Origin of the sequence: Paenibacillus melissococcoides, from assembly GCA_944800085.1 — a bacterium.
Taxonomy (GTDB): domain Bacteria; phylum Bacillota; class Bacilli; order Paenibacillales; family Paenibacillaceae; genus Paenibacillus_B; species Paenibacillus_B melissococcoides.
Genome location: CALYLO010000006.1, coordinates 1 through 19196 on the forward strand (window position 1 = coordinate 1; position 19196 = coordinate 19196).

Annotated in this window: 21 protein-coding genes and 2 pseudogenes; 15 read left to right on the plus strand and 8 right to left on the minus strand. The window is 52.8% G+C overall.

Features of this window, described 5'->3' with window-relative positions:
• Window positions 1-108 precede the first annotated feature (108 nt).
• The 11 genes and pseudogenes from OCY70_RS20315 to OCY70_RS20365 all read left to right on the plus strand — a co-directional run.
• Window positions 109-483, plus strand: a pseudogene (locus OCY70_RS20315) (baseplate J/gp47 family protein); the annotation flags it as partial.
• Between the two features lie 4 nt (window positions 484-487).
• Complete coding sequence (locus OCY70_RS20320; RefSeq protein ID WP_261948790.1) at window positions 488-1264, plus strand: baseplate J/gp47 family protein; 777 nt, start codon at window positions 488-490, stop codon at window positions 1262-1264.
• Window positions 1257-1898, plus strand: coding sequence for a hypothetical protein (locus OCY70_RS20325; RefSeq protein ID WP_213431202.1), 642 nt, complete (start codon window positions 1257-1259; stop codon window positions 1896-1898). The genes OCY70_RS20320 and OCY70_RS20325 overlap by 8 nt, the downstream gene beginning before the upstream one ends.
• A 17-nt stretch (window positions 1899-1915) precedes the next feature.
• Window positions 1916-3058: a hypothetical protein gene (locus OCY70_RS20330; protein ID WP_261948791.1), complete on the plus strand. Its 1143-nt coding sequence runs from the start codon at window positions 1916-1918 to the stop codon at window positions 3056-3058.
• Entirely contained in the window at window positions 3000-4739 is a 1740-nt protein-coding gene (locus OCY70_RS20335; RefSeq protein ID WP_261948792.1) for a hypothetical protein, read from the plus strand. The genes OCY70_RS20330 and OCY70_RS20335 overlap by 59 nt, the downstream gene beginning before the upstream one ends.
• A gap of 11 nt (window positions 4740-4750) precedes the next feature.
• On the plus strand, window positions 4751-5389 hold the full coding sequence (locus OCY70_RS20340; protein WP_261944479.1) for a hypothetical protein: 639 nt from the start codon (window positions 4751-4753) through the stop codon (window positions 5387-5389).
• The gene (locus OCY70_RS20345; protein WP_213431628.1) at window positions 5386-5535 is read left to right on the plus strand and encodes an XkdX family protein; all 150 of its coding nucleotides are present in this window, start codon (window positions 5386-5388) and stop codon (window positions 5533-5535) included. Before OCY70_RS20340 ends, OCY70_RS20345 begins: the two co-directional genes overlap by 4 nt.
• An 80-nt stretch (window positions 5536-5615) precedes the next feature.
• Window positions 5616-5894: a hypothetical protein gene (locus OCY70_RS20350; protein WP_213431454.1), complete on the plus strand. Its 279-nt coding sequence runs from the start codon at window positions 5616-5618 to the stop codon at window positions 5892-5894.
• Between the two features lie 18 nt (window positions 5895-5912).
• Window positions 5913-6179, plus strand: a complete 267-nt coding sequence (locus OCY70_RS20355; RefSeq protein WP_213431455.1) for a phage holin family protein — start codon at window positions 5913-5915, stop codon at window positions 6177-6179.
• The gene (locus tag OCY70_RS20360; RefSeq protein WP_261945145.1) at window positions 6179-7429 is read left to right on the plus strand and encodes an N-acetylmuramoyl-L-alanine amidase; all 1251 of its coding nucleotides are present in this window, start codon (window positions 6179-6181) and stop codon (window positions 7427-7429) included. The genes OCY70_RS20355 and OCY70_RS20360 overlap by 1 nt, the downstream gene beginning before the upstream one ends.
• A gap of 312 nt (window positions 7430-7741) precedes the next feature.
• Window positions 7742-7951, plus strand: coding sequence for a hypothetical protein (locus OCY70_RS20365; RefSeq protein ID WP_249724999.1), 210 nt, complete (start codon window positions 7742-7744; stop codon window positions 7949-7951).
• 78 nt (window positions 7952-8029) lie between these two features.
• On the opposite strand, the gene OCY70_RS20370 is transcribed toward OCY70_RS20365, so the two are convergent.
• Window positions 8030-8209 carry a hypothetical protein gene (locus OCY70_RS20370; RefSeq protein ID WP_213428023.1) on the minus strand — a complete coding sequence of 60 codons (180 nt, stop codon included), beginning with the start codon at window positions 8207-8209 and terminating at the stop codon, window positions 8030-8032.
• Between the two features lie 184 nt (window positions 8210-8393).
• Between OCY70_RS20370 and OCY70_RS20375 the strand changes: the two genes are divergently transcribed.
• Entirely contained in the window at window positions 8394-8741 is a 348-nt protein-coding gene (locus tag OCY70_RS20375) for a helix-turn-helix domain-containing protein (protein ID WP_213428022.1), read from the plus strand.
• A gap of 72 nt (window positions 8742-8813) precedes the next feature.
• Here OCY70_RS20375 and OCY70_RS20380 read toward each other — a convergent pair.
• A pseudogene (locus OCY70_RS20380) lies at window positions 8814-8993 on the minus strand (SpoVR family protein); the annotation flags it as partial.
• Entirely contained in the window at window positions 8990-10141 is a 1152-nt protein-coding gene (gene yhbH / locus OCY70_RS20385; protein ID WP_213431434.1) for a sporulation protein YhbH, read from the minus strand. The gene yhbH and the pseudogene OCY70_RS20380, both read right to left, overlap by 4 nt.
• A gap of 407 nt (window positions 10142-10548) precedes the next feature.
• Here yhbH and OCY70_RS20390 point away from each other — a divergent pair, with 407 nt between their 5' ends.
• The gene (locus OCY70_RS20390) at window positions 10549-11793 is read left to right on the plus strand and encodes an IS110 family transposase (RefSeq protein ID WP_261944499.1); all 1245 of its coding nucleotides are present in this window, start codon (window positions 10549-10551) and stop codon (window positions 11791-11793) included.
• A gap of 317 nt (window positions 11794-12110) precedes the next feature.
• Here the strand turns inward: OCY70_RS20390 and OCY70_RS20395 are convergent, their stop codons facing one another.
• From OCY70_RS20395 to OCY70_RS20410, 4 genes are all read right to left on the minus strand, one after another.
• A complete protein-coding gene (locus OCY70_RS20395; RefSeq protein WP_213427580.1) occupies window positions 12111-13619 on the minus strand; it encodes a sulfatase family protein in 1509 nt (502 codons plus the stop codon).
• The gene (locus OCY70_RS20400) at window positions 13616-14389 is read right to left on the minus strand and encodes an IclR family transcriptional regulator (protein ID WP_213427581.1); all 774 of its coding nucleotides are present in this window, start codon (window positions 14387-14389) and stop codon (window positions 13616-13618) included. The genes OCY70_RS20395 and OCY70_RS20400 overlap by 4 nt, the downstream gene beginning before the upstream one ends.
• A 299-nt stretch (window positions 14390-14688) precedes the next feature.
• The gene (locus OCY70_RS20405) at window positions 14689-15345 is read right to left on the minus strand and encodes a DUF4091 domain-containing protein (protein WP_213427582.1); all 657 of its coding nucleotides are present in this window, start codon (window positions 15343-15345) and stop codon (window positions 14689-14691) included.
• Complete coding sequence (locus tag OCY70_RS20410; RefSeq protein WP_261948793.1) at window positions 15285-15524, minus strand: hypothetical protein; 240 nt, start codon at window positions 15522-15524, stop codon at window positions 15285-15287. Before OCY70_RS20410 ends, OCY70_RS20405 begins: the two co-directional genes overlap by 61 nt.
• A gap of 428 nt (window positions 15525-15952) precedes the next feature.
• On the opposite strand from OCY70_RS20410, the gene OCY70_RS20415 reads away from it, so the two are divergent.
• Both OCY70_RS20415 and OCY70_RS20420 read left to right on the plus strand, forming a co-directional pair.
• A complete protein-coding gene (locus OCY70_RS20415; protein ID WP_087445208.1) occupies window positions 15953-16321 on the plus strand; it encodes a DUF423 domain-containing protein in 369 nt (122 codons plus the stop codon).
• A gap of 47 nt (window positions 16322-16368) precedes the next feature.
• Entirely contained in the window at window positions 16369-18300 is a 1932-nt protein-coding gene (locus tag OCY70_RS20420) for a putative bifunctional diguanylate cyclase/phosphodiesterase (protein ID WP_213427584.1), read from the plus strand.
• 66 nt (window positions 18301-18366) lie between these two features.
• Here the strand turns inward: OCY70_RS20420 and OCY70_RS20425 are convergent, their stop codons facing one another.
• On the minus strand, window positions 18367-19035 hold the full coding sequence (locus OCY70_RS20425) for a hypothetical protein (protein ID WP_213427585.1): 669 nt from the start codon (window positions 19033-19035) through the stop codon (window positions 18367-18369).
• Window positions 19036-19196 lie beyond the last annotated feature (161 nt).

The following is a 19196-nucleotide window of genomic DNA, read 5'->3' on the forward strand; positions in this document are numbered from 1 at the left end:
TAGCATCGACATTCGTTTCGACAAGGAGAATCGAATGCTCCACATCTTTTTCACTGCGACCGCAGTAAATGGGGAGAAGGTAGAAAGCGAGGTGAGTTTGGATGCTTGATGCATCTGGATTCAAGCGGATGCGGTACAGCGATTTACTGGAGCAGATGGAAGAACAGGCGCGGGCAAAATACGGTGAAACCACGAATACATCGGCACTATCTCCACTCGGGATCATCCTACGGATATTCGCTTTTTTTTCTGGCCTATGTTTGGCAGGGAGTGGAGCACGTATACTACGCGGCGTACCGAGACACAGCAACCGGCGTGAGTTTGGACCGCCTCGCTCCGCAAGTGGGGATTAAACGATTCCAAGAGGAATTTGCATACGGAGAGTTAACATTCATAGGAACGCCAGAATATACGATACCGGAAGGCACAATCGTCGGCACCGCCACAGGAAAATATTTCGTGACAAATGAGGATCTGACTCTCGATAATGACGGCAAGGGTTCTGTGGGGATCGCGGCCCAAGAAGTGGGAACAGGATGGAACGTTTGCAACTGGCACAATTGTGGCTTTGCTCAATCCCGATGCGAATATCCTCTCTGTCACGAATCCGAGGCCAACAACAGGCGGACGGGAGCGAGAGACGGATGAAGAATTTCGCGCCCGGTTCCAGCAATCGGTAGCGGGCGGCGGCGCGGCCTCTGTCGATGCCTTGCGAGGGACGCTATTACGGTTGTCTGGTGTTCGAGCGGCGGCCGTGATAGAAAACACCTCACTTACTACAGATGCGGCAGGCAGGCCCGGGAAATCGTTCCAGTGCTATGTGTTGGGAGGCGATGAGCAAGAGATCGCAGCCGCCATTTTCGCAACAAAGGCTGGCGGTATCGAAGCACACGGCGATATTGTTCGCGAGGTTACCGATGTCGCAGGTTACAAGCACAAGGTCAAGTTCAGCCGTGCTGAGGAAGTTTTGATTTCTGTTCATGCGAAGATAAAGCGAACTGTTCAATACCCGGCTGACGGTGACGAAAAGGTGATATCCGAAATCGTGCAGTACATCGGCGGGGAGCACGACGGTAAGTATTACAACGGCTTGTCCATGGGGGCGGCCGTAATATACAACAAATTAATTAGCGCGGTGTACAGGGTTCCAGGCGTGGATGATGTAGAATTGCTGCTGAACGGTGATTCGAAAAACATTGAAATCGCCCCTCATCAGGTGGCGAGGATTCGGGACCAGAATATCGAGGTGACCAGCCGTGTTTAGCGTGAAGGACATGCTTGGTCGGTTCACCGATGCGTATAACAAAAACCCTGAGAGCAATCTTGGAAAACTGGTGTCAATCCTACACTCTCAGCTTACAAGCCTGGAAGATACGCTGGACAAAATTCAGGAATGGCGAGACATTGACCGGGCCCGGGGAACAACCCTGGACAGGATCGGGGAAAACGTAGTGCAGCCGCGTGGAGCTGCTACCGACGAAATTTACAGAATTTTGTTGAAGTCGAAGGTAGCGCGAAACTTATCGAAGACGGACATTAACACGATCATTGAAGTTTTAGCTTTGGCCCTAGATTGCGATTTTTCGGAAATTCGAATCGAGGAAAAGCATGCGGACCCGAACGAACCGGAGCCGGCCGCACTTTCTTTGCTACGTGTGCCGATAGCTCGCCTGAACGAAGTGGGAATGTCACCGTACCAGTTCGCGCAGATCATCCAAAAAACAGTGGCTGCAGGCGTCCGGGTTGCACAAATTGATTTGTCTGGAACCTTTCTCCTGGCGTCGAAGCGAGCGGAAGTTGAAAAGAGCAAATTTGGGCTCGCGGATATCGCTATGACAACAGGCGGCACCCTTGGAACGGTCTATATGCCGGGCAATGACTACGAATTACCGATTTAGGGAGGGAGAAGATAGGAATGCCATTCAATAAAGAATTACCCGAATGGAAGGCAGCAGGAATACAACCTCCTGAGTCAAAACGGGTGAAGGGCTGGGAAGTTGAGGATCGGCCGCCAGCTGATTGGCTCAATTGGCACATGAATCGATCCTATGAGGCGCTGCAGGAGCTGCAGGAAAAGGCTGCGGAGAAGGATGATGTATCGAAGGCACTTAAAGATGCCAAGGAATACACGGACCAGAAGGCTCAGGCGGTTACCCCCGAAAGCATCGGGGCTGAAACGCCAACAGGGGCCCAAGAGAAAGCGGATGCTGCCCTTACAGTGGCGAAGCAGTACACCGATGAAAACATCAACGTATTAAGGGCGGATGTTGATAGCAATACGGACGAAATACGCAACCTAAAGCAATCTGTCGATCACGTTTTAGGCAAGCCCTTGGGGATTAAACCCGGCCTCCAGGTGGTGGAGGTCGAGAATGATACGCCGTTCCAGATGGGGGAGATAAAGGGCCGGACACTCATCAACCTACTAGGACGAGTTGGAGACTGTGAAAATACAGCCGATTGGTCTGCACCCGGACCCGGTGTTAAGGCTCTAAGCACCGAGCGGGTATACGGATCCTTTTCCATCGAAGTGGCGAGTACGAAGGAGGAACAGGCGGGATTTGGTATTCGTTCCAATGGTGCTGTAAAAGACCTGGATAAATACTATATTGCCGTCGGGTATATTCGAAACATATCCGCTCAGTATGTACACCTCTCCTTTGCAGAAGTGAAGAGCGAGGCCAATGTAACATCATGGTTCAAGTCGAATGGGACAGTCAAGTCCAATCAGTTCACATATGCATATGTCGCTGTTTCCCCCGTGGATCTCGCTGGCAAAGACAGGGTGGAAGTCTACGTCCGAGGCGTAGCATCAGAAGCAGGCCAAAAGATATCTGCGGATGGAATCGGGCTGTATGAGATCACCGAGGCCGAGTACAATGCAATTGAAGGCATGACACCGGAACAGGTTGCCAAACGCTATCCATACGTAGACAGCATGACCAACGTAAAGAACCCATACGCCATCGTAACGGGAGGCAATCTGCTGCCGCCGTTTTATGAAGCCGATCTGTCGCATCACTGTCGCATCGAAAGCGACAGTGGTAGCCCCTTATGAATTGCGTTTTGGCGCTGGTGGAGACGGGGACTTCCTGGCGTATCATCTATCGGTACTGCCGAATCAGACATATGTATTCTCGCTCGAAAATTCCGGGGTGTCATGGTGCATCACGGAACTAGACTACAACACGTTCGTTGTCCCATACGGTACGGATACTTACCGCTCCTTCAACGTTGGTAGTCGAACGCAGATTGCGCTAGTACTCAAAAGCTTTTCCGCCGATATTGACGTATCCTGTAAAAACCCGATGCTCACCGTCGGAACCGAAGCGAAGCCCTTCGTACCGCAGCAACGTAGCATGATCGCCTTCGAAACGGAGCTCGCCGCTCATCCGGTAGACGGCAGCAATCCCGATACGCTCTTTATGGGAGACGATGGGCTACCGTATGTGCTGGAGCCGTGGGGGAAGGTTACGTTGGATGGGTCCCATGTATGGAAAAGACATTCTACACAAAACGACTTTAAAGTCCTTTCTGCAAATGATTGTGTTCCAAATAACAGTTCCCCAGCAGATGAAGATGACTACGGCAGACTTTTCGTTACAAAATACAATGGCAGTCTATTAAGCGTAAATGATAAACCTATAAATGTAGAAAATTGGGGTTTTAGTGATGTTACTCGCATTTTCACATCTAATGCTTATATTTCAGTGCACAATAATGAAAGTGGATGGGGAGGAAATTACAATCCGGAACCCGACGAGATTAAGGCGTATTTTAACGGTTGGAGGATGTACCAAGAAGGGAGCCGCGAAACTCCATATACAAGTGGTAAAAAGCAATGGTTTAAGATAAATAAGCCAAGCGATCCAAGTGTAGCTGACACGCCAACAACGTCATATCCGGAATGGACGCCTTACCGCCTCCAATACCTGAAGGCGAAGCCAACCGTCGAGCCCGTCAGGAATTACGAGTTGGGCGCGACACTCTCCGCAGGCTCTAACATGGTCGAGGTCGGCAGCGGTATTGTGATCCGGGAACGGGCGAATCCAGCGCCCGGTGTTAGCGATGAAGGAAATATTAACAATGCATATCTGCCTGCAACGATGCTCCGACACAGGACACATGTAGCTAGTGCAATAGTTTATAAAAATAACGCAATTGACAGGGCGTGGATCGCGAAGGGCGACAATGTTTTACAAACTGAACCTAGTTATTACGACCCAACCGCAATCTACCACGTCACCTATACGATGCTTCATCCAACTCTTGCGCCTCCAATCAGCGGCACCGTGGCGGCCAACCTGCGTGGGACTGTGTCGGACTTGGTGAAGGATGTAGGTGACATCGGGCGGCGGCTGTCGGTGGTGGAGACGCAGAAGGCGGAGAAGGATGCGCCACCTCCTCTGCGGATTAAACCTACATTATTGAATGGGTGGGTAGATTATGGATCGCCTTTTGAACATTCGTTCTACTATAAGGATGATTCGAATGTTGTTTCGATTGAGGGCTTGATAGGTAGGGGAACGGCAGCGTTGGGTACATCTTTGTTTATACTTCCAACAGGGTTTAGACCTGACAAATCGCTTATTTTCCCTGTGCTTGGATGGGTAACAGGTGTAGGCGAGGCTCTTGTCCGCATTGACGTGGATCCAACGGGGATTGTAAAGATTGGCTCGCCTAATGCAAAAAATGATTATCTCTCATTGCAAGGTATATCGTTCCTTGCAAATAAATAAGGAGGCACGACATGAAAGAAGCAATCATAACCGACCTATCCGGTCGCTACATCGAACCGACGCTCGTTGCGGACTCCGTGACGGGCGTTTTTGATCGGCGGGAACCGGTTGAACCGGACGAACCCGGCAGCCTTCCGCAGTCTGAACCGGAGCAGCGTGACGACGAGCAGCCTGACGAACCGGAAACGGTACTCGTAGGCTACACCGTAGCTGTGCCGATGCCTGACGGGCTGTATCAGCCTATATTCGATGTCGAGGGCTACAGAGCAGCGCAGGAGGCTTATGAGGCTGCATACGCCGAATACATGGCCGTGCTGGCCGAGCATGACCCGGAGAGCGACGATCCGCTGCCGGAGCCGCCGCAACCCGTGGACGGCCCAAGCTTCTGGCGGAACGGACTCACGGACGAGGAAATCGAAGCGCTGAATCCGGATCCGCAGCCGTCACAGACCGACGCGCTGGGCCAAGAATTGACGCAAATGAAAATCAGGAATATCCAGCAGCAGAGCGTCATTGATGACCTTGGCAGAATGTTGACCCAATCGCGGCTGGACAGCATGCAGAAAAAGCAGACTATCGACAGCCTGGGTGCGGAATTGACGAATGCTAAACTTGAAATTATTGAATTTAAAGGAGGGCAAACGGAATGAATTTCTGGAAACTTGCTTTTGATTGTGAATGGATCGACGCAGAGGGGCTATGCGCAGCCGTTAAGACGGAGGCCAACCGATTCGGGGAAATCACGCCGGAAGAGTACGAGAAGATTACTGGGATAAAATTTCCGACACAGGAATAAGCGCCACGCCATAGAGCAGGCGCTTTATTTATGCCCTCGGGATACCCGGGGGCTATTTATTTATCAATAGGGGGATCAGTATGGAGTTGACGGCAGTAGTAGCCATGATTGCCGCTATCAGCGGTATTGCGCTGGGCTGGATGGGCCGCAATAGAACAGTTAAGCATGATATTGTCCAGGAGGCCGGAGCAGACGCTGTACAGCGCACAGACGTCGAGTATATCAAGCGCGGGGTAGATGATATCCGTGTTGACTTACGAATGCAAGGGCAGCGCCTGGACGGGCTGGCGGAGCGTGTGACGCGGGTAGAAGAGTCATCGAAACAAGCACATAAGCGCATTGATCGCTTGGAAGAATAATAGAAGGGATGATATCGAATGGAGTGGCAAATGATTTTTGAATTGATTGATCCGGCCCTATTTGTCGTGGTTGGAGCCTGTTGGGTGATTGGGTACATGCTCAAGCAAACGCCGCCGGTGCCAGATTGGAGCATCGTATACATCGTTGTTGTGTTGGCGGTAGTGTTTACGGTTGGAACGCTTGGCTGGAGCGTTGAAGCTATCATACAGGGCATTCTTGCGGGGGCGTTCGCAGTATTCGGTCACCAGGCGGTAAAGCAGATGAAGAAGGGTGGTGAAAAGTAATGGTTGCGGCAATTGAGGAAGTGAAAAAGGTATTATGGGATGGCGGCCACGGAGGTAAGGACCCGGGATCCAGCGGGAACGGAGTTGTCGAAAAGAATATAGCGCTACAAGTGGCGACAGAAGCCGCGAAGCGCCTCGAACAGGAGTATGAAGGTGTCCAATGCCTGCTGTCGCGCTCCACGGACTCATACTTGTCCCTGAAAGAGCGGACAGACAAGGCGAATGCTGCCGGGGCCCATCTGCTTGTCAGCATCCATTGTAATGCGGGCGGTGGAAAGGGTGGATTCGAATCTTTCACATACAGCGGCACAAAGGACGCGGCTACAGCAGCGTTTCAAGACGTGCTGCACTCCGAAATCATGAAAAAGTTGAAACCGTTTGGAGTCATTGACAGAGGGCAGAAGAAAAAGGATCTACATGTGTGCCGGGAGTCACGCATGCCGGCCGTCCTGACCGAAAACCTATTTGTCGATGTTGCAGCAGATGCAGCACGGCTCAAGCGGCCAGAAGTTATTGAGGCGATTGTTGCGGGTCATGTGGCCGGGGTAGCCAAGTATCTAAAGTTGCAGCCGAAGAAAGCACAGCAGCCGCCAGCGAGCGGAGCGACCAACATCCTTGGCCCAGCATCGGCTACCGTCGAGCAGGCCCGAGAATGGGCCCGGAGCAAGAATGCCCCGGCTGAGTTTGTCGATCTAGCGGAATTGTACTGGGAACTGGCCCCGAAGCACGGCGGAGTGGACCCGGCGGTCGCCTACGTACAGTTCGGTCATGAGACGGGCTATCTCTATCGGGACGGGCGGAGCGCTGCCGGTATCGATGCCTCTTATAAAAATCCATGCGGCCTAAAGGTCACGGCGGGCGGCGGTGATTATCAGGCATCGGCGCACAAGCGCTTTACGGATTGGCGCGAGGGTATCACCGCCCATCTGGAACTCTGCAAAAAGTATGCCACTGAACACAGCTACAAAGTCGAAGAAGTTTTCTTAGACCATGGATTCAGTGCTAATTCTGAGCGACCGGAATTTGAGAATGTAAGAAAATTCATGGATGAAAATCCAAATGGGACGCTGATCGTTAGCTCATACGATAGATTGGAACGGGACTCGATGAAAATGTATGAGTTCTGTCAGAACATCAAAGAAGTAAATTATAACGTGGTATCGGCTAATAACAATGATAGGAGCTTCAAGGAGCTAGAACTTATCTGCGGCATTGACAAAATAAGCAAAGAACAGAAAGCCTCGGAGTAATCCGGGGCTTTTTTCATTATAAACAATCCTCTTGATATTCATCTATACATGCTGTCAAAAATGGCGCAAATTATTCTAGAATTATTCTTCTAATCTCTACAGCCGCCTGTTTCCCTATATAAGAGGAACGAACTAGAACAATTGAGAATATAATGTATTACCTCTCTGGTTTACAGTGATGCAGCCATAAGTTCTATCCCTATCCTTTTGAAACCCCCCGGATTTGCTCACCGGGGGGTTTTCATATACACAGAATACACCTCTTATGTAATAATGTACTTATTACGATTACGAGGTGATAACTTGACAACTGTGGAAGCAATAGCACAAAGAATGAGAGAAAACTATAAGGACAAGCCAATCTCATTAATGGCTTACACTCTCGGCTTGATTGATGGGGTTGTTACGGATTCAAAACAAGGAAAAGAAGCGGAAACGATTGAAACGATTAAAGAGATTTATGACGCTTATCATATTGTTACAGCCGAGTTTCCGTCAAAGTCAGATAAGATATTGAATTAATCTATATGTGAAAAGCCCAAATAAAAACTGCACCTCCAACGTTAGTCTAAGCCTAACAATTGGGGAGCAGTTTTTTTATTATTCGATTACGTTAGATTCAGGTTGCTTTAATCTACTTGCCCATTTGAATCCATCGTAACTTGGGTATTTGGACAGGATTTCAGCAGCTTCTTCTTCTGCCACATTTGTATGCAGTGCATTCCAATCTCCAGCGCTATCGGTTCCCCACACAATCAAATTGCCTTTTTCCTTGCTCATGATGTCACCTCTTTGTAAGAAATAACTTCATTATGTCAGCTTGAAAACGAGGAAACAATAGGATACATGAGCATATGAGCCTATACACATATATGAATATATGATCATACATTAATTGTCATAAATTACAGGTATTATTGGATTCAAAAATATACTAATATATTCCTAAAAGGAGATGGTACATATGTCAATACAGTGTATGCAACATGAGAACGCAACCGTGTTTCTTTTGATGTTTAAGATATTTTGTGATGAAGTTAGGTACAGAGATCCTTTAATTGCTGATGGGTTGCAGGAAATAGAAAAAATGATGTATACATACATAGATGAGAAATCTTCTCGACTTACTTTTAAAGCAGCAAGGGAAAATCGTGCTATGACAGTAAGTGAAGTGGCTGCTTTAACAGGGGTGGAGAAACAACTAATCGACGATATTGAAAAAAACTGTAGTGATGTGTATATAGATGTTATCTTGAAACTCTGCCAGTGCTACTGTATATCCCCTGATCACCTTCATTTCAAAAAACAATAAATGATTTAAGAAAAAAAGCCCTCATAATAGGGCTTTTTCTTTAGATGCGTTGTTTTCATATATATTGAGTTTCCTTTTGCCGAAGCTCCAGTGGCTGAAGCGGGTCGGCATGCCGTACGCGCCGAAGGTGTAGATAATATCGGCCGGGCAGATCTCGTAGCGCATCGGATAGAAGTCCAGACCGAAGCCGGCCGCGATCTCGGTAATCTCGTCGATGGCATAGTTCAGCGTCTGCATGTCGTCGGCTGTCATGAGCGCACCCCTTCCGGCTGTTTTTTGAAAAAATGCTTGAGCGCGCGGTACACCTCGGCCTTTTCCTTAATGACATAGTGCATAAAGTGGGGGTTCTGAATATGGCGGTACGCGGACATGAGCGTGCTGCTGCGATTGTATTGGTTCACTTCGCCGTAGCCGAACAGGTTGGCGCGCTTCAGCAGCTCGCCGATCAGCTTCACGCAGCGCTCGTTATCGCTGGTCAGGTTATCGCCGTCCGAGAAATGGAACGGATAAATATTGTAGGAAGAAGGCGGGAACCGGCTGTCGATAATGTCCAGCGCCTTCAAATAGGCCGACGAGCAGATCGTTCCCCCGCTCTCGCCGCGCGTGAAAAATTCGTCCTCGCTTACTTCCTTTGCCTCGGTATGATGGGCGATGAAGACCATGTCGACCTTCTCGTATTGGCGGCGCAGGAAGCGCGTCATCCAGAAGAAGAAGCTGCGCGCGCAATATTTCTCGAACGAGCCCATCGAGCCGGACGTGTCCATCATGGCGATAATGACCGCATTGGAATGGGGCTTCACGATCTCCTCCCACGTCTTGAAGCGCAGATCGTCCGGACTGATGCGGTGAATGCCCGGATTGCCGGCGAGCGCATTCCGGCGCAGGTTTTCGAGAATGGTCCGCTTCTTGTCGATGTTGGACATGATGCCTTTTTTGCGAATATCGTTGAACCGAATGTCGGTCGTCTCCAGTCGATCCCGGTCCTTCTGCTTCAAATAAGGCAGTTCGAGCTCGTCGAACAGCATGTTTTCGAGATCCGCGATGCTGACCTCGGCTTCGATGACATCTGCCCCGGCCTGATCGCCGGCCTGCTGCCCTTTGCCCGCGCCTTGGGAGCCGTCGGTTCCTAGGACGTCTCCGACCTGGCTGTCGCCGTCTCCTTGGCCGACATGCTTTTTCTTGTTGAAATTGTAGACGAAGCGGAATTCATCCAGGCTTCGGATCGGAACTTTAATGATTTGCTTGCCGTCGGACATGATGATGTTTTCCTCGGTGATGAGGTCGGGGAGATTCTGCTTAATCGCATCGTTAACCTTCTGCTGGTGGCGCGCTTGATCCTGATATCCTTTGCGATGGAGCGACCAGTCCTCGCGGGACACGATAAACAACGGGTTGGTCATAGATGGCCCTCCTCGTATAGTATTTCCTGAAGGCAGTTTTGAGTCTTTTTCCAGTCCTTTATAGGAACATAGAATGCCTTCAAAATTTCCAGCTTGCACATTGAAAATTAATATGGGGACTGGACTTTCCGGAATGTCTCTGGACAATGGAACTTAGGGTTCCATTCGGGGAAATTCGTCTCCCTCCTGTAGTCCAATCTACTTTTTAAGTCTGTTTCTCCGGTACTCGCTTGCACTTCTTACCCGCTGGCTGTTCCCTTCGGCAACTCATGCCCGACTGTAGCAGCGTCGGGGCAGCTCATGAACCGAAGCGTGTTCTCATATGCGAGGGTGATTGATCGGCGAGTGCGCCGGAGACAGTCCGGAGAGTCCGTTCCCTGAATCCCTTATAGAAAGGAGGAATTCTCTTGAAGCTTTTTGTCGGTATTGACGTCAGTTCCGAAGAACTGGAAGCCTGTTTGATGAAATCGGATGGCGACACCCTGGAGACCTTCAAGACCACCAACAATCTGCACGGCGCCTCTTACTTGCGGGATCGCATCATTTCTGCTGCGGTCAAGACAGCCTGCTCTGAGGTTCATATCGGGCTTGAAGCCACATCCGTCTACAGCTGGCATCCAGCCATGTACTTGCATGAAGATGAGGCCCTTCAACAATTGAATGCCAAGGTGTTCACCATTAATCCGAAGCTGATTAACAAATTCAAAGACGCTTATGCCGACCTGGACAAAACCGATCGCATCGATGCCTGGATCATTGCAGACCGCCTGCGTTTTGGCAGACTCACGACGACTATCGTGATGCAGGAACAGTACATCGCCTTGCAGCGGCTCACTCGCATGCGATTCCATCTCGTACACAACCTTACCCGCGAGAAGCAATACTTTTTGCAAAATCTGTTCTACAAGTGCAATGCTTTTCGCGCGGAGGTGGACAGTTCCGTGTTCGGCCATGCCATCATGGAAATGCTCTCGGAAAAGTATAGTCTGGATGAGATGGCGAATATGGATGTCGCCCGTTTGGCTGACTATCTCAAGGACAAGGGGAGAAATCGTTTCCCCGATCCCGAACACGTCGCCCGCTGTATTCAAAAGGCGGCTCGGGCCTCGTACCGTCTCTCGAAGGTTGTCGAGGATTCCATTGATTTGGTGCTGGGCACCTCAATTCAGTCGATCCGGAGCATCCAGAGTCAGCTTAAAGAGCTCGACAAGGCGATTGAGCGCATTTTAGACGGCATTTCCAGCAGCCAGTGCCTCCGTTCCATTCCGGGCATTGATCGGGTCTATGCCGCAGGCATCCTGGCCGAGATCGGCGACATCGACCGCTTCACGGATCAAGCCGCCTTGGCCAAGTATGCGGGTCTGACGTGGCGCAAGCACCAATCCGGCTCCTTCGAGGCGGAAGATACAAAGCGCATTCGTTCCGGCAACCGATTCCTTCGCTACTACCTTGTTGAAGCTGCCAACTCGGTAAAAAACCGCGACCCGGAATTCGGGGAGTACTACCGGAAGAAATTCAATGAAGTCCCTAAGCATCAACACAAACGTGCCCTCGTCTTAACGGCAAGAAAACTTGTGCGTCTGGTCGATGTGCTGCTACGCAACGACCAACTCTATACGCCCAGAAGGAAGGTGAAGCCGACAGAGCAATAATGCCTTGGCTCATGAATTTTCTTCTCTAATTCCCAGTTAAATTATGGTATTTTACTTAATTTTCGACTGGGTCTAGTTTGGTGATGCCTTTTTTGGGATTGATCCTGCTGCACGCCAAGGAAATTTTCCAATTCTCATCAATCAGGGACTTGACATCATACCGCTGGACTTACTAACCAAGTGAAATGCCCTGAATAAGCAGATGAATCGCTTTCTACTCACTTTATTCAGGAGGGCCGGGATTGATGAGGGAGGATGACGATGATTCTTTGCCTGCGGCGGCGGTGCGCCGGGGACGGCCGCTTGGGCCGCCCGGCTTATTCCATCCAGTGAAGCTGGCTCCACCGCGGCATGCCCGTATTGGGCTGCGGCGCGCCTGGCGTGCTTCGTCCTTCCTTGATATAGCGGGTCAACAGGGCCGTCAGCTCCTGGACGATGTCAGGGAAGCGATCGATTACATTTTGCCGCTCGCCGATGTCGTCGGATAACCGGTACAACTGGAACGATGGGGAGCCGGGAGGCTCTTGTCCAGGCGCCGGATCGCTCCAGCCGCCGGAGCCGGGGCACAGCTCCAGCTTCCATTCGCCCTTGCGAATCGAGAAAGAGCCGTCGATCGAATGGTGCACGATCGCTTCGCGAAGCGGCTCCGTTCCGCCCGTCCCGAGCCAGAGGGGGAGATGGCTGATGCTGTCCTCGCCCGCGTCGTCAGGGAGCGTCTGGCCCGTCAAGCCGGCGGCTGTCGCCATGAAGTCGACGAGGCAGACCGGCTCGTCGGAGACGGTGCCCGCCGCGATGCGCGCAGGCCAGCGGACGAGCAGCGGAACGCGGTGGCCGCCTTCATAAATATCGGCCTTGTGGCCGCGGAAGACGCAGCTCGGGTTGTGGCCGCAGCGGGCCAGCTCCTCATAATCCGCGCTCGGGGAGCAGCCGTTATCGCTCGTGAACAGGACCACCGTATTTTCCGCGATCCCGCATTCCTCCAGCTTGCGCATAATCGCGCCCACGACGCCGTCGACCATAAGGACGAAGTCTCCGTACAGATTGGTTCCCGACCGCCCGACGAATTCGGGCGCGGGCAAGATGGGCGTATGCGGGGCGGGCAGCGGGAAGTAGATGAAGAACGGGCTGCCGTCCCCCGCCAAGCTGCCCCGCTCAATCCGCTCCAGCACTTTCTCGGTCAGCCGCGGCAGCACCTCCTCATGGCGGAAATCGGGCGCCGTCGGGCCTTCCCGCCAAAATCCTTTGCGGTCATCGCTTCGGGTCATCCGATCGGGAAGCTGTACCACGGCGTTATTCTCGATATAGACGTAGGGCGGCATATCGAGCGAGGCGCTGATGCCGTAGAATTCGTCGAACCCGGCATCGACCGGACCGCGCCGAATCGGCTGGCTGAAATCGACGTCCTCGGCTGCGGGGCCTGTCCGGTGCCAATCGAGCCCGAGATGCCATTTCCCGTAGCATGCCGTACGATAGCCCGCCTGCTTGAACAAGGACGCGACCGTCATCCGGCCTTCTTCGAGGATGCTGGGAGAATACCCCCACAGGACGCCTTCCTTCAATTCCGATCGCCAGTTATACCGGCCGGTCAGGATGCTGTAGCGCGAAGGGGTGCAGACGGCGGAGGAGGAATGCGCGTCGGTGTAGATGAGGCCCTCCCGACCGAGCCGATCCAGATGCGGCGTCGCGATTCGGGAATCGGGGTTCAGATAAGAAATGTCGCCGTATCCCATATCGTCAGCCAAAATGTAAATGACATTCGGATGCGCGCTTTTGGCGTTCATTACTGTCTTGCTGCGGTTCATGTTCTTGTTCACATCCATATTCATGCTTCCCCTCTCCCTTCCTGAATGGCAGGCTGCAGCAGCTTCATCACCTGCGCGGCCTCCTCCTGGAGCAGCTCATTGATGCGGTGAATGAACGGGGCCTCGAAGGTGGTGCCCGGCATGCCGACCGCAATCGCGGCGGTTAGCCGTTCCCCGTCATAGACCGGAACGGCGATGCGGCGAATATGGGGGAGGATGGCCCCTTGGTCATCCGCCAGGCCGCGCTCTGCGGCGTCGGCAATATACCGCTCCATCGCCGCCGCATCCGGACGATAAGGCGCCAAGGCTCCGTCATCCGCGTGATCGAGATATAAGCGCCGCGTCGCTTCATCGACATGCGCCAGCAGCAGGAAGCCCCAAGGATGGAGCGGGTAATCGGTCCGGATTTCGCCCGTCTGCTGCATCGCGACGCCTTCCGGATGTACCCGCTTGTCCCGGCAGATCATGCGGCCATGCCGAAAATCAATCCAGAGCGCGGTGCAGCCCGCCTCCCGGGAGATGCGGTCCAGCACCGGGCCGCTCGCGCCGCGGAGCCCGTGATGATGCTCCGCCCGCTGCATCAGGGCGAACAGCTTCGGCCCGGCCACATATTGCTGATTCCCGTCCTTGTCCACATATTGCTGCTCCAGCAGCACCTGCAAATACCGGTTCAGGCTGGCCGCGCTCAATTCCGCCGCCGCCTTCAATTGATTGAATCCGATGCCGGATTCGGATTCGGCGATCGCTTCCATAATGCGAAGCCCGCTGCTCAACCCTGGTGCTGAAGCCGCCATCGTTTGCACCTCCATTGAATTCAGAATATAAGTATCATATAAGTTACTAAGTGATAATACATATGATACTCGGATTCTCCTTCCGATGCAATTCAAAAAACCGGCTCTACGCGAGCCGGCTTCTGATTGCCGTAGAACCGGTTAGGCCATCGCTCCAGATGGGACCGTGCATAGCGAAATGGGGCCCGCCTTCACTGTGTCACGGTATGATCTTGCCACGGCACGGTAAGCCCCCGCTTCGGAAGAAATACGCCCTCTCTCCGGCACAGCATGCCCTCGCCTGCGGCGCGGGCATGCCGTTATGACGGAGAGGACAGCTTGCCGCAGGCCGCTTCCCGAATCCGTTCATTCACCAGCATCCGCTTGTTCAGCAGCCAGTCGGCGCTGTGCGGATAGGTGCGGAAGATGAGCGGTTCATCCAAGTCTTCCTCGATCAGCGCGATGACCGCCTCCCGGCCGATGTAGGATTCAAGCAGCTCCAGCGCGCGCAGATCCTGCAGCGCCTCCCGCAGCACATCGAGCCGGATCGACTCGAGCGGGCCCTCCGCGCCGGGATAGACGAGGAAGGCGTCGCCGGACGGGAAGGCGTATGCCACGTCCGTCGTGCGGAACGGATCGATCGGCTTCCGCGAATATTGCGAGTAGTAGAAATTATAGCCCCAATGGAGGAAGCCATCGGCCTGGAATTTGTACAGCTGCCAGCTGAGAATGCGGTTGCGCGCCGAAGGCATCGACGAGAAGAAGCGGTTCGACACCTCCCGGTACTGGGAGCAGCAGTAATAGGTCCAGAGCGGCTTCACGCCGTTCTCGATGAACGGATCGATATGATTGTTGGCCGGAACCGGCACCTGCACGAGCCCGCTCTGATAGAAATCATAATCGGACAAGGCTTCCATCATCGGGAACCCCGCCAGCAGATCGGATACGGCCTCCACCGCATTGCGGTAAGAATCCATCTGCTCGACGCCCGGTCCGCGATGCCGTCACAGTGGAACCATTCGGTATGCATGAGCTTCTGCTTGGGCAGGGCGGCCGGGAGGACGGTAAGCGTGAACGTCTCCTCGGCGAGCAGCTCGCCGCCGCTGCTCGTCAGGCTGACCGTGAGCGGATGCTCGCCCGCAAGCCCACCGCTCATCGATCTCGGCCGTAATCCAGAGCGCCCGCCATTGTCCGGGACAGATGACGATGCCCTCCCGGGGATCGACGGGAGCCGGCAGATCGGGATAGAGGCCGGGATTCGCCATAGTTTCATGCCACCTTTACATGGAAGAGTAACGTTCTCTTGATTCATATGACAACGCTTTCTACAATTTCTCCATGCGGGCGGATTTTCCTGTGAATATCCTTTTTTCCTAAAAAATATCCCGATACCTTTTAAGGCCGGCCATTTTGTCATCCCCAAGGTATCCGGCGTGTATATCAAGCCTTGTCGACTATTGGCATATATTCACTGGTTCATAAAGACATCCTTTGATTTCATTGTGGAAAAAGGCGGCGGATTCAGATAAGATAGTATCGTAAAATAGTATAGATCACCAAATGATCCATAAAAGGAGTGGCAGCATGCTGCGACGCTACGCAATGATAGGAAGCCTGAATATGTTGTTGTCCGTTGCGCTGGGGGCGTTTGGTGCGCATATTATGCAGGCAAGACTGACGCCGGAGCGGATGGCGACCTATGAGACAGCGGTTCAATATCATATGGCGCACGCGCTTGGATTGATTCTGATTGCAATCCTGGCGGATAAGCTGGCAGACCAGAAGAAGGTGCAGTGGTCGGCCCGACTCCTGTTCACGGGCATGATCATCTTCTCGGGAAGCTTGTATTTGCTATGCTTCACCGGATTCTCCATGCTGGGCGCGATTACGCCGATTGGAGGCGTCGCTTTCCTTATCGGCTGGCTCATGCTGGCTTTGGCGGCGCGAAGATAGCATCAAGCGGACGGGTTGAGACTAGGGGCCGGAAGGAAGAGTGCAAGGTGAATAATCAGATAGAAGAACCGAGGATGGAACCGCGAAGAACGTCGCTGTTCGTCGTTACATCGTTATTGGCGGCCATAACTTGCATCGGAGGCGCGGTCGTCTTTTTGCTGTCGGAGGGCCTTCTCCGAATCGGTATCGGGATCCTGTGGGGATCCGCCGTGGAGTATATTATGGTATCGGAATGGCGGGCGAAGCCGCTTCGGCGGGCGGCAATCCGCCAGACTCGATGTATATTTGACAACAGAGCACCGGCCGGTTCGGAGTGGGCATATTTGGTTAATCACGTGCCTGTTCCGATTTTTTTTATAGAGAGGGATGGCGCGGTTAAGGGAGTGAATCATTCATTCCGGGGCGTAACGGGATATGAAGAAGATATGCCGGCATTGTCCAAGGTGATGGATGAATGCTCCAAGCGGAAATTATTGGACGCGATGAAGGAGCTCGAACCGGGCGGCGAGAAGGAGCTTGCGCTTGCCGGGTTCCATAAGGAGGGCTTCCGCCAGGATTGGATAGCCCGGGTTGTCCGTCTGGCCGATGGGGCCTGCCCCCAAGCGGCACGGCCGATCTATTCGGTCTGTCTGCAGGATCCGAGCCCGGACCGCCATATGGCGGAGCGGATCCGGTACATGTCCTATTACGATGATATGACTGGGCTGCCGAACCGGCGGATGTTCATGCAGCGATTGGAGGAAGCCATCGGGATGGCCGTCAATGAGCGCTTCTCGATAGCCGTACTGTACATGGACCTCGATCGGTTTAAGCGGATTAATGATACGTTCGGGACGGATTTCGGCGATATGCTGCTGATGCAGATTGCCGAGCGGCTGCTGCGGACGATGACAGAAAATGACGTGGTGGCCCGCATGGAAGGCGACGAATTCGCCTGCTTTTTCACGTTCGTGGAATCGGAGGCCGAGGTGCACAAGCGGATCGCGCAATGGCTGTCCGTCTTGGAAGAACCGTTCTTCTTGAACGATGTCCCGGTCCATGTGACGATGAGCATCGGCATCGCGATGGTCGACAATCCGGGCTCGATGGATGGGGCTCAGGCGATCAAGCAAGCGGATCTGGCGCTGTCGCGCGTCAAGGAGCAGGGGAAGAACGGCTTCCTGTTCTATGTGCCGGAGATGAACGATCGGCCGCTGGAACGGCTGACCCTGGAAAATGACATGCGGCGGGGGCTGAAGGAAGAGGAATTCGAGCTGTATTATCAGCCGCAGTTCGACATGAATACGGAGCGAATCGTCGGCATGGAAGCATTGGTCCGCTGGAATCATCCCGTGCGCGGAATGATCTCGCCGGGAGAATTTATTCCGATCGCGGAGGAGAACGGCTTCATTGTCGCCCTGGGCACATGGGTGCTGGAAGAAGCCTGCCGGCAAAATAAAGAATGGCAGCAGAAGGGCTTTCCGCCGATACCGGTATCGGTCAACCTGTCCGTGCGACAGTTCGAAATGGACAACCTGCCGAAGACGGTGCAGGACGTATTGGCCAAGACCGGCCTCGATCCGGCCTATCTCGATCTGGAGATTACGGAAAGCATGACCATGGACGTGCCTAGAGCGTCTCCCGTGCTGCAGCAATTGAAGGATATGGGGGTGGCCATCAGCATTGATGATTTCGGCACCGGCTACAGCTCGCTTCATTATCTCAAAAATTTCCCGATCCATCGGCTCAAGATCGACCGATCGTTCGTTCGCGATCTGCAGCAGGATCCGAATGATGCGGCGATTGTGTCGGCGATCATCGCCTTAGGGCACAATATGAATATGCAGGTTATTGCCGAAGGGGTGGAGACGGAGGAGCAGCTCCAGTTCCTGCAGAAGCATAATTGCGATGAAATTCAGGGGTTCTATTTCAGTCCGCCGTTGTCCTGCCAGCGGTTCGAGCAGTTATTCCGCGAACATTGCGAGACATACATAACATAGGCTTGCGATACAACAGCCGCCATGCGAAGTCGTTGGGACTTGCGTGGCGGCTGTTCTTGTACTGCATTAATTATGGGCATCCATCGATTCGATTTCGAACAGTTGGTAGGCGTAGACATTCTTTTCATCGACATGGTACACATTCAGCAGCTGATTGACGGGGTCATAATTCAGAATCCGGCAAGGAATGCTCAACATTTTTCCTTTTCCTTTGTTGACGGTCAGCCGGACGAGGGAATTTTGCTCGATGTAACGCTTAATCTGAAGCTCTGTCAAAACCAGTCTCATTCGCGTGGCGGAAGGAGCTTGGCCTTTCTTCTCCCGACATTCAGCGTTCGCCGCGATGGGAATCACTTGTTCCGGGGACTCGGTAGCCGTCTGACTGGACTCTGCAGCATGCGCCGGATGGGATTCAGGGACAAGCGAGCGTACCGCTGCCGTCTCGCCTTTCTTCTCTCCTGCGGTCTCCGCCGCATAGGTGCTTTGGTTCCTTCCTCGCGTCGCGGTTGGCTTGCCGAAAGGAGTCTCATCCATATTGTTCTGCTGCATGGCTTCCATGAGATTCAACAGAGATCCCATTTGCGCACCGGATTGGATTCGGAGATCAAGCACGTCTGGTGAAGCATGAAGCAGGTGGAGCAGCTTCTCCAAGGTGGCTGCATTGGATTCGCCTTTGACCAGGATGTCGACATTAAATTTGTACACGTTAGATGTTGATGTTATGGGATACAGCATGTTGATTCCTCCAACCTGGACAATTAGCCTAGATGAACCCATTATAATACGGGACAAAAATCATAGCATAGTCCATAAGTACTATTATTGGCAAAAAGATTTTCATTTCTCTGGGAGACCTTCCCCGGCGGGGATGCATAACATGATATCATCTTGCGCGG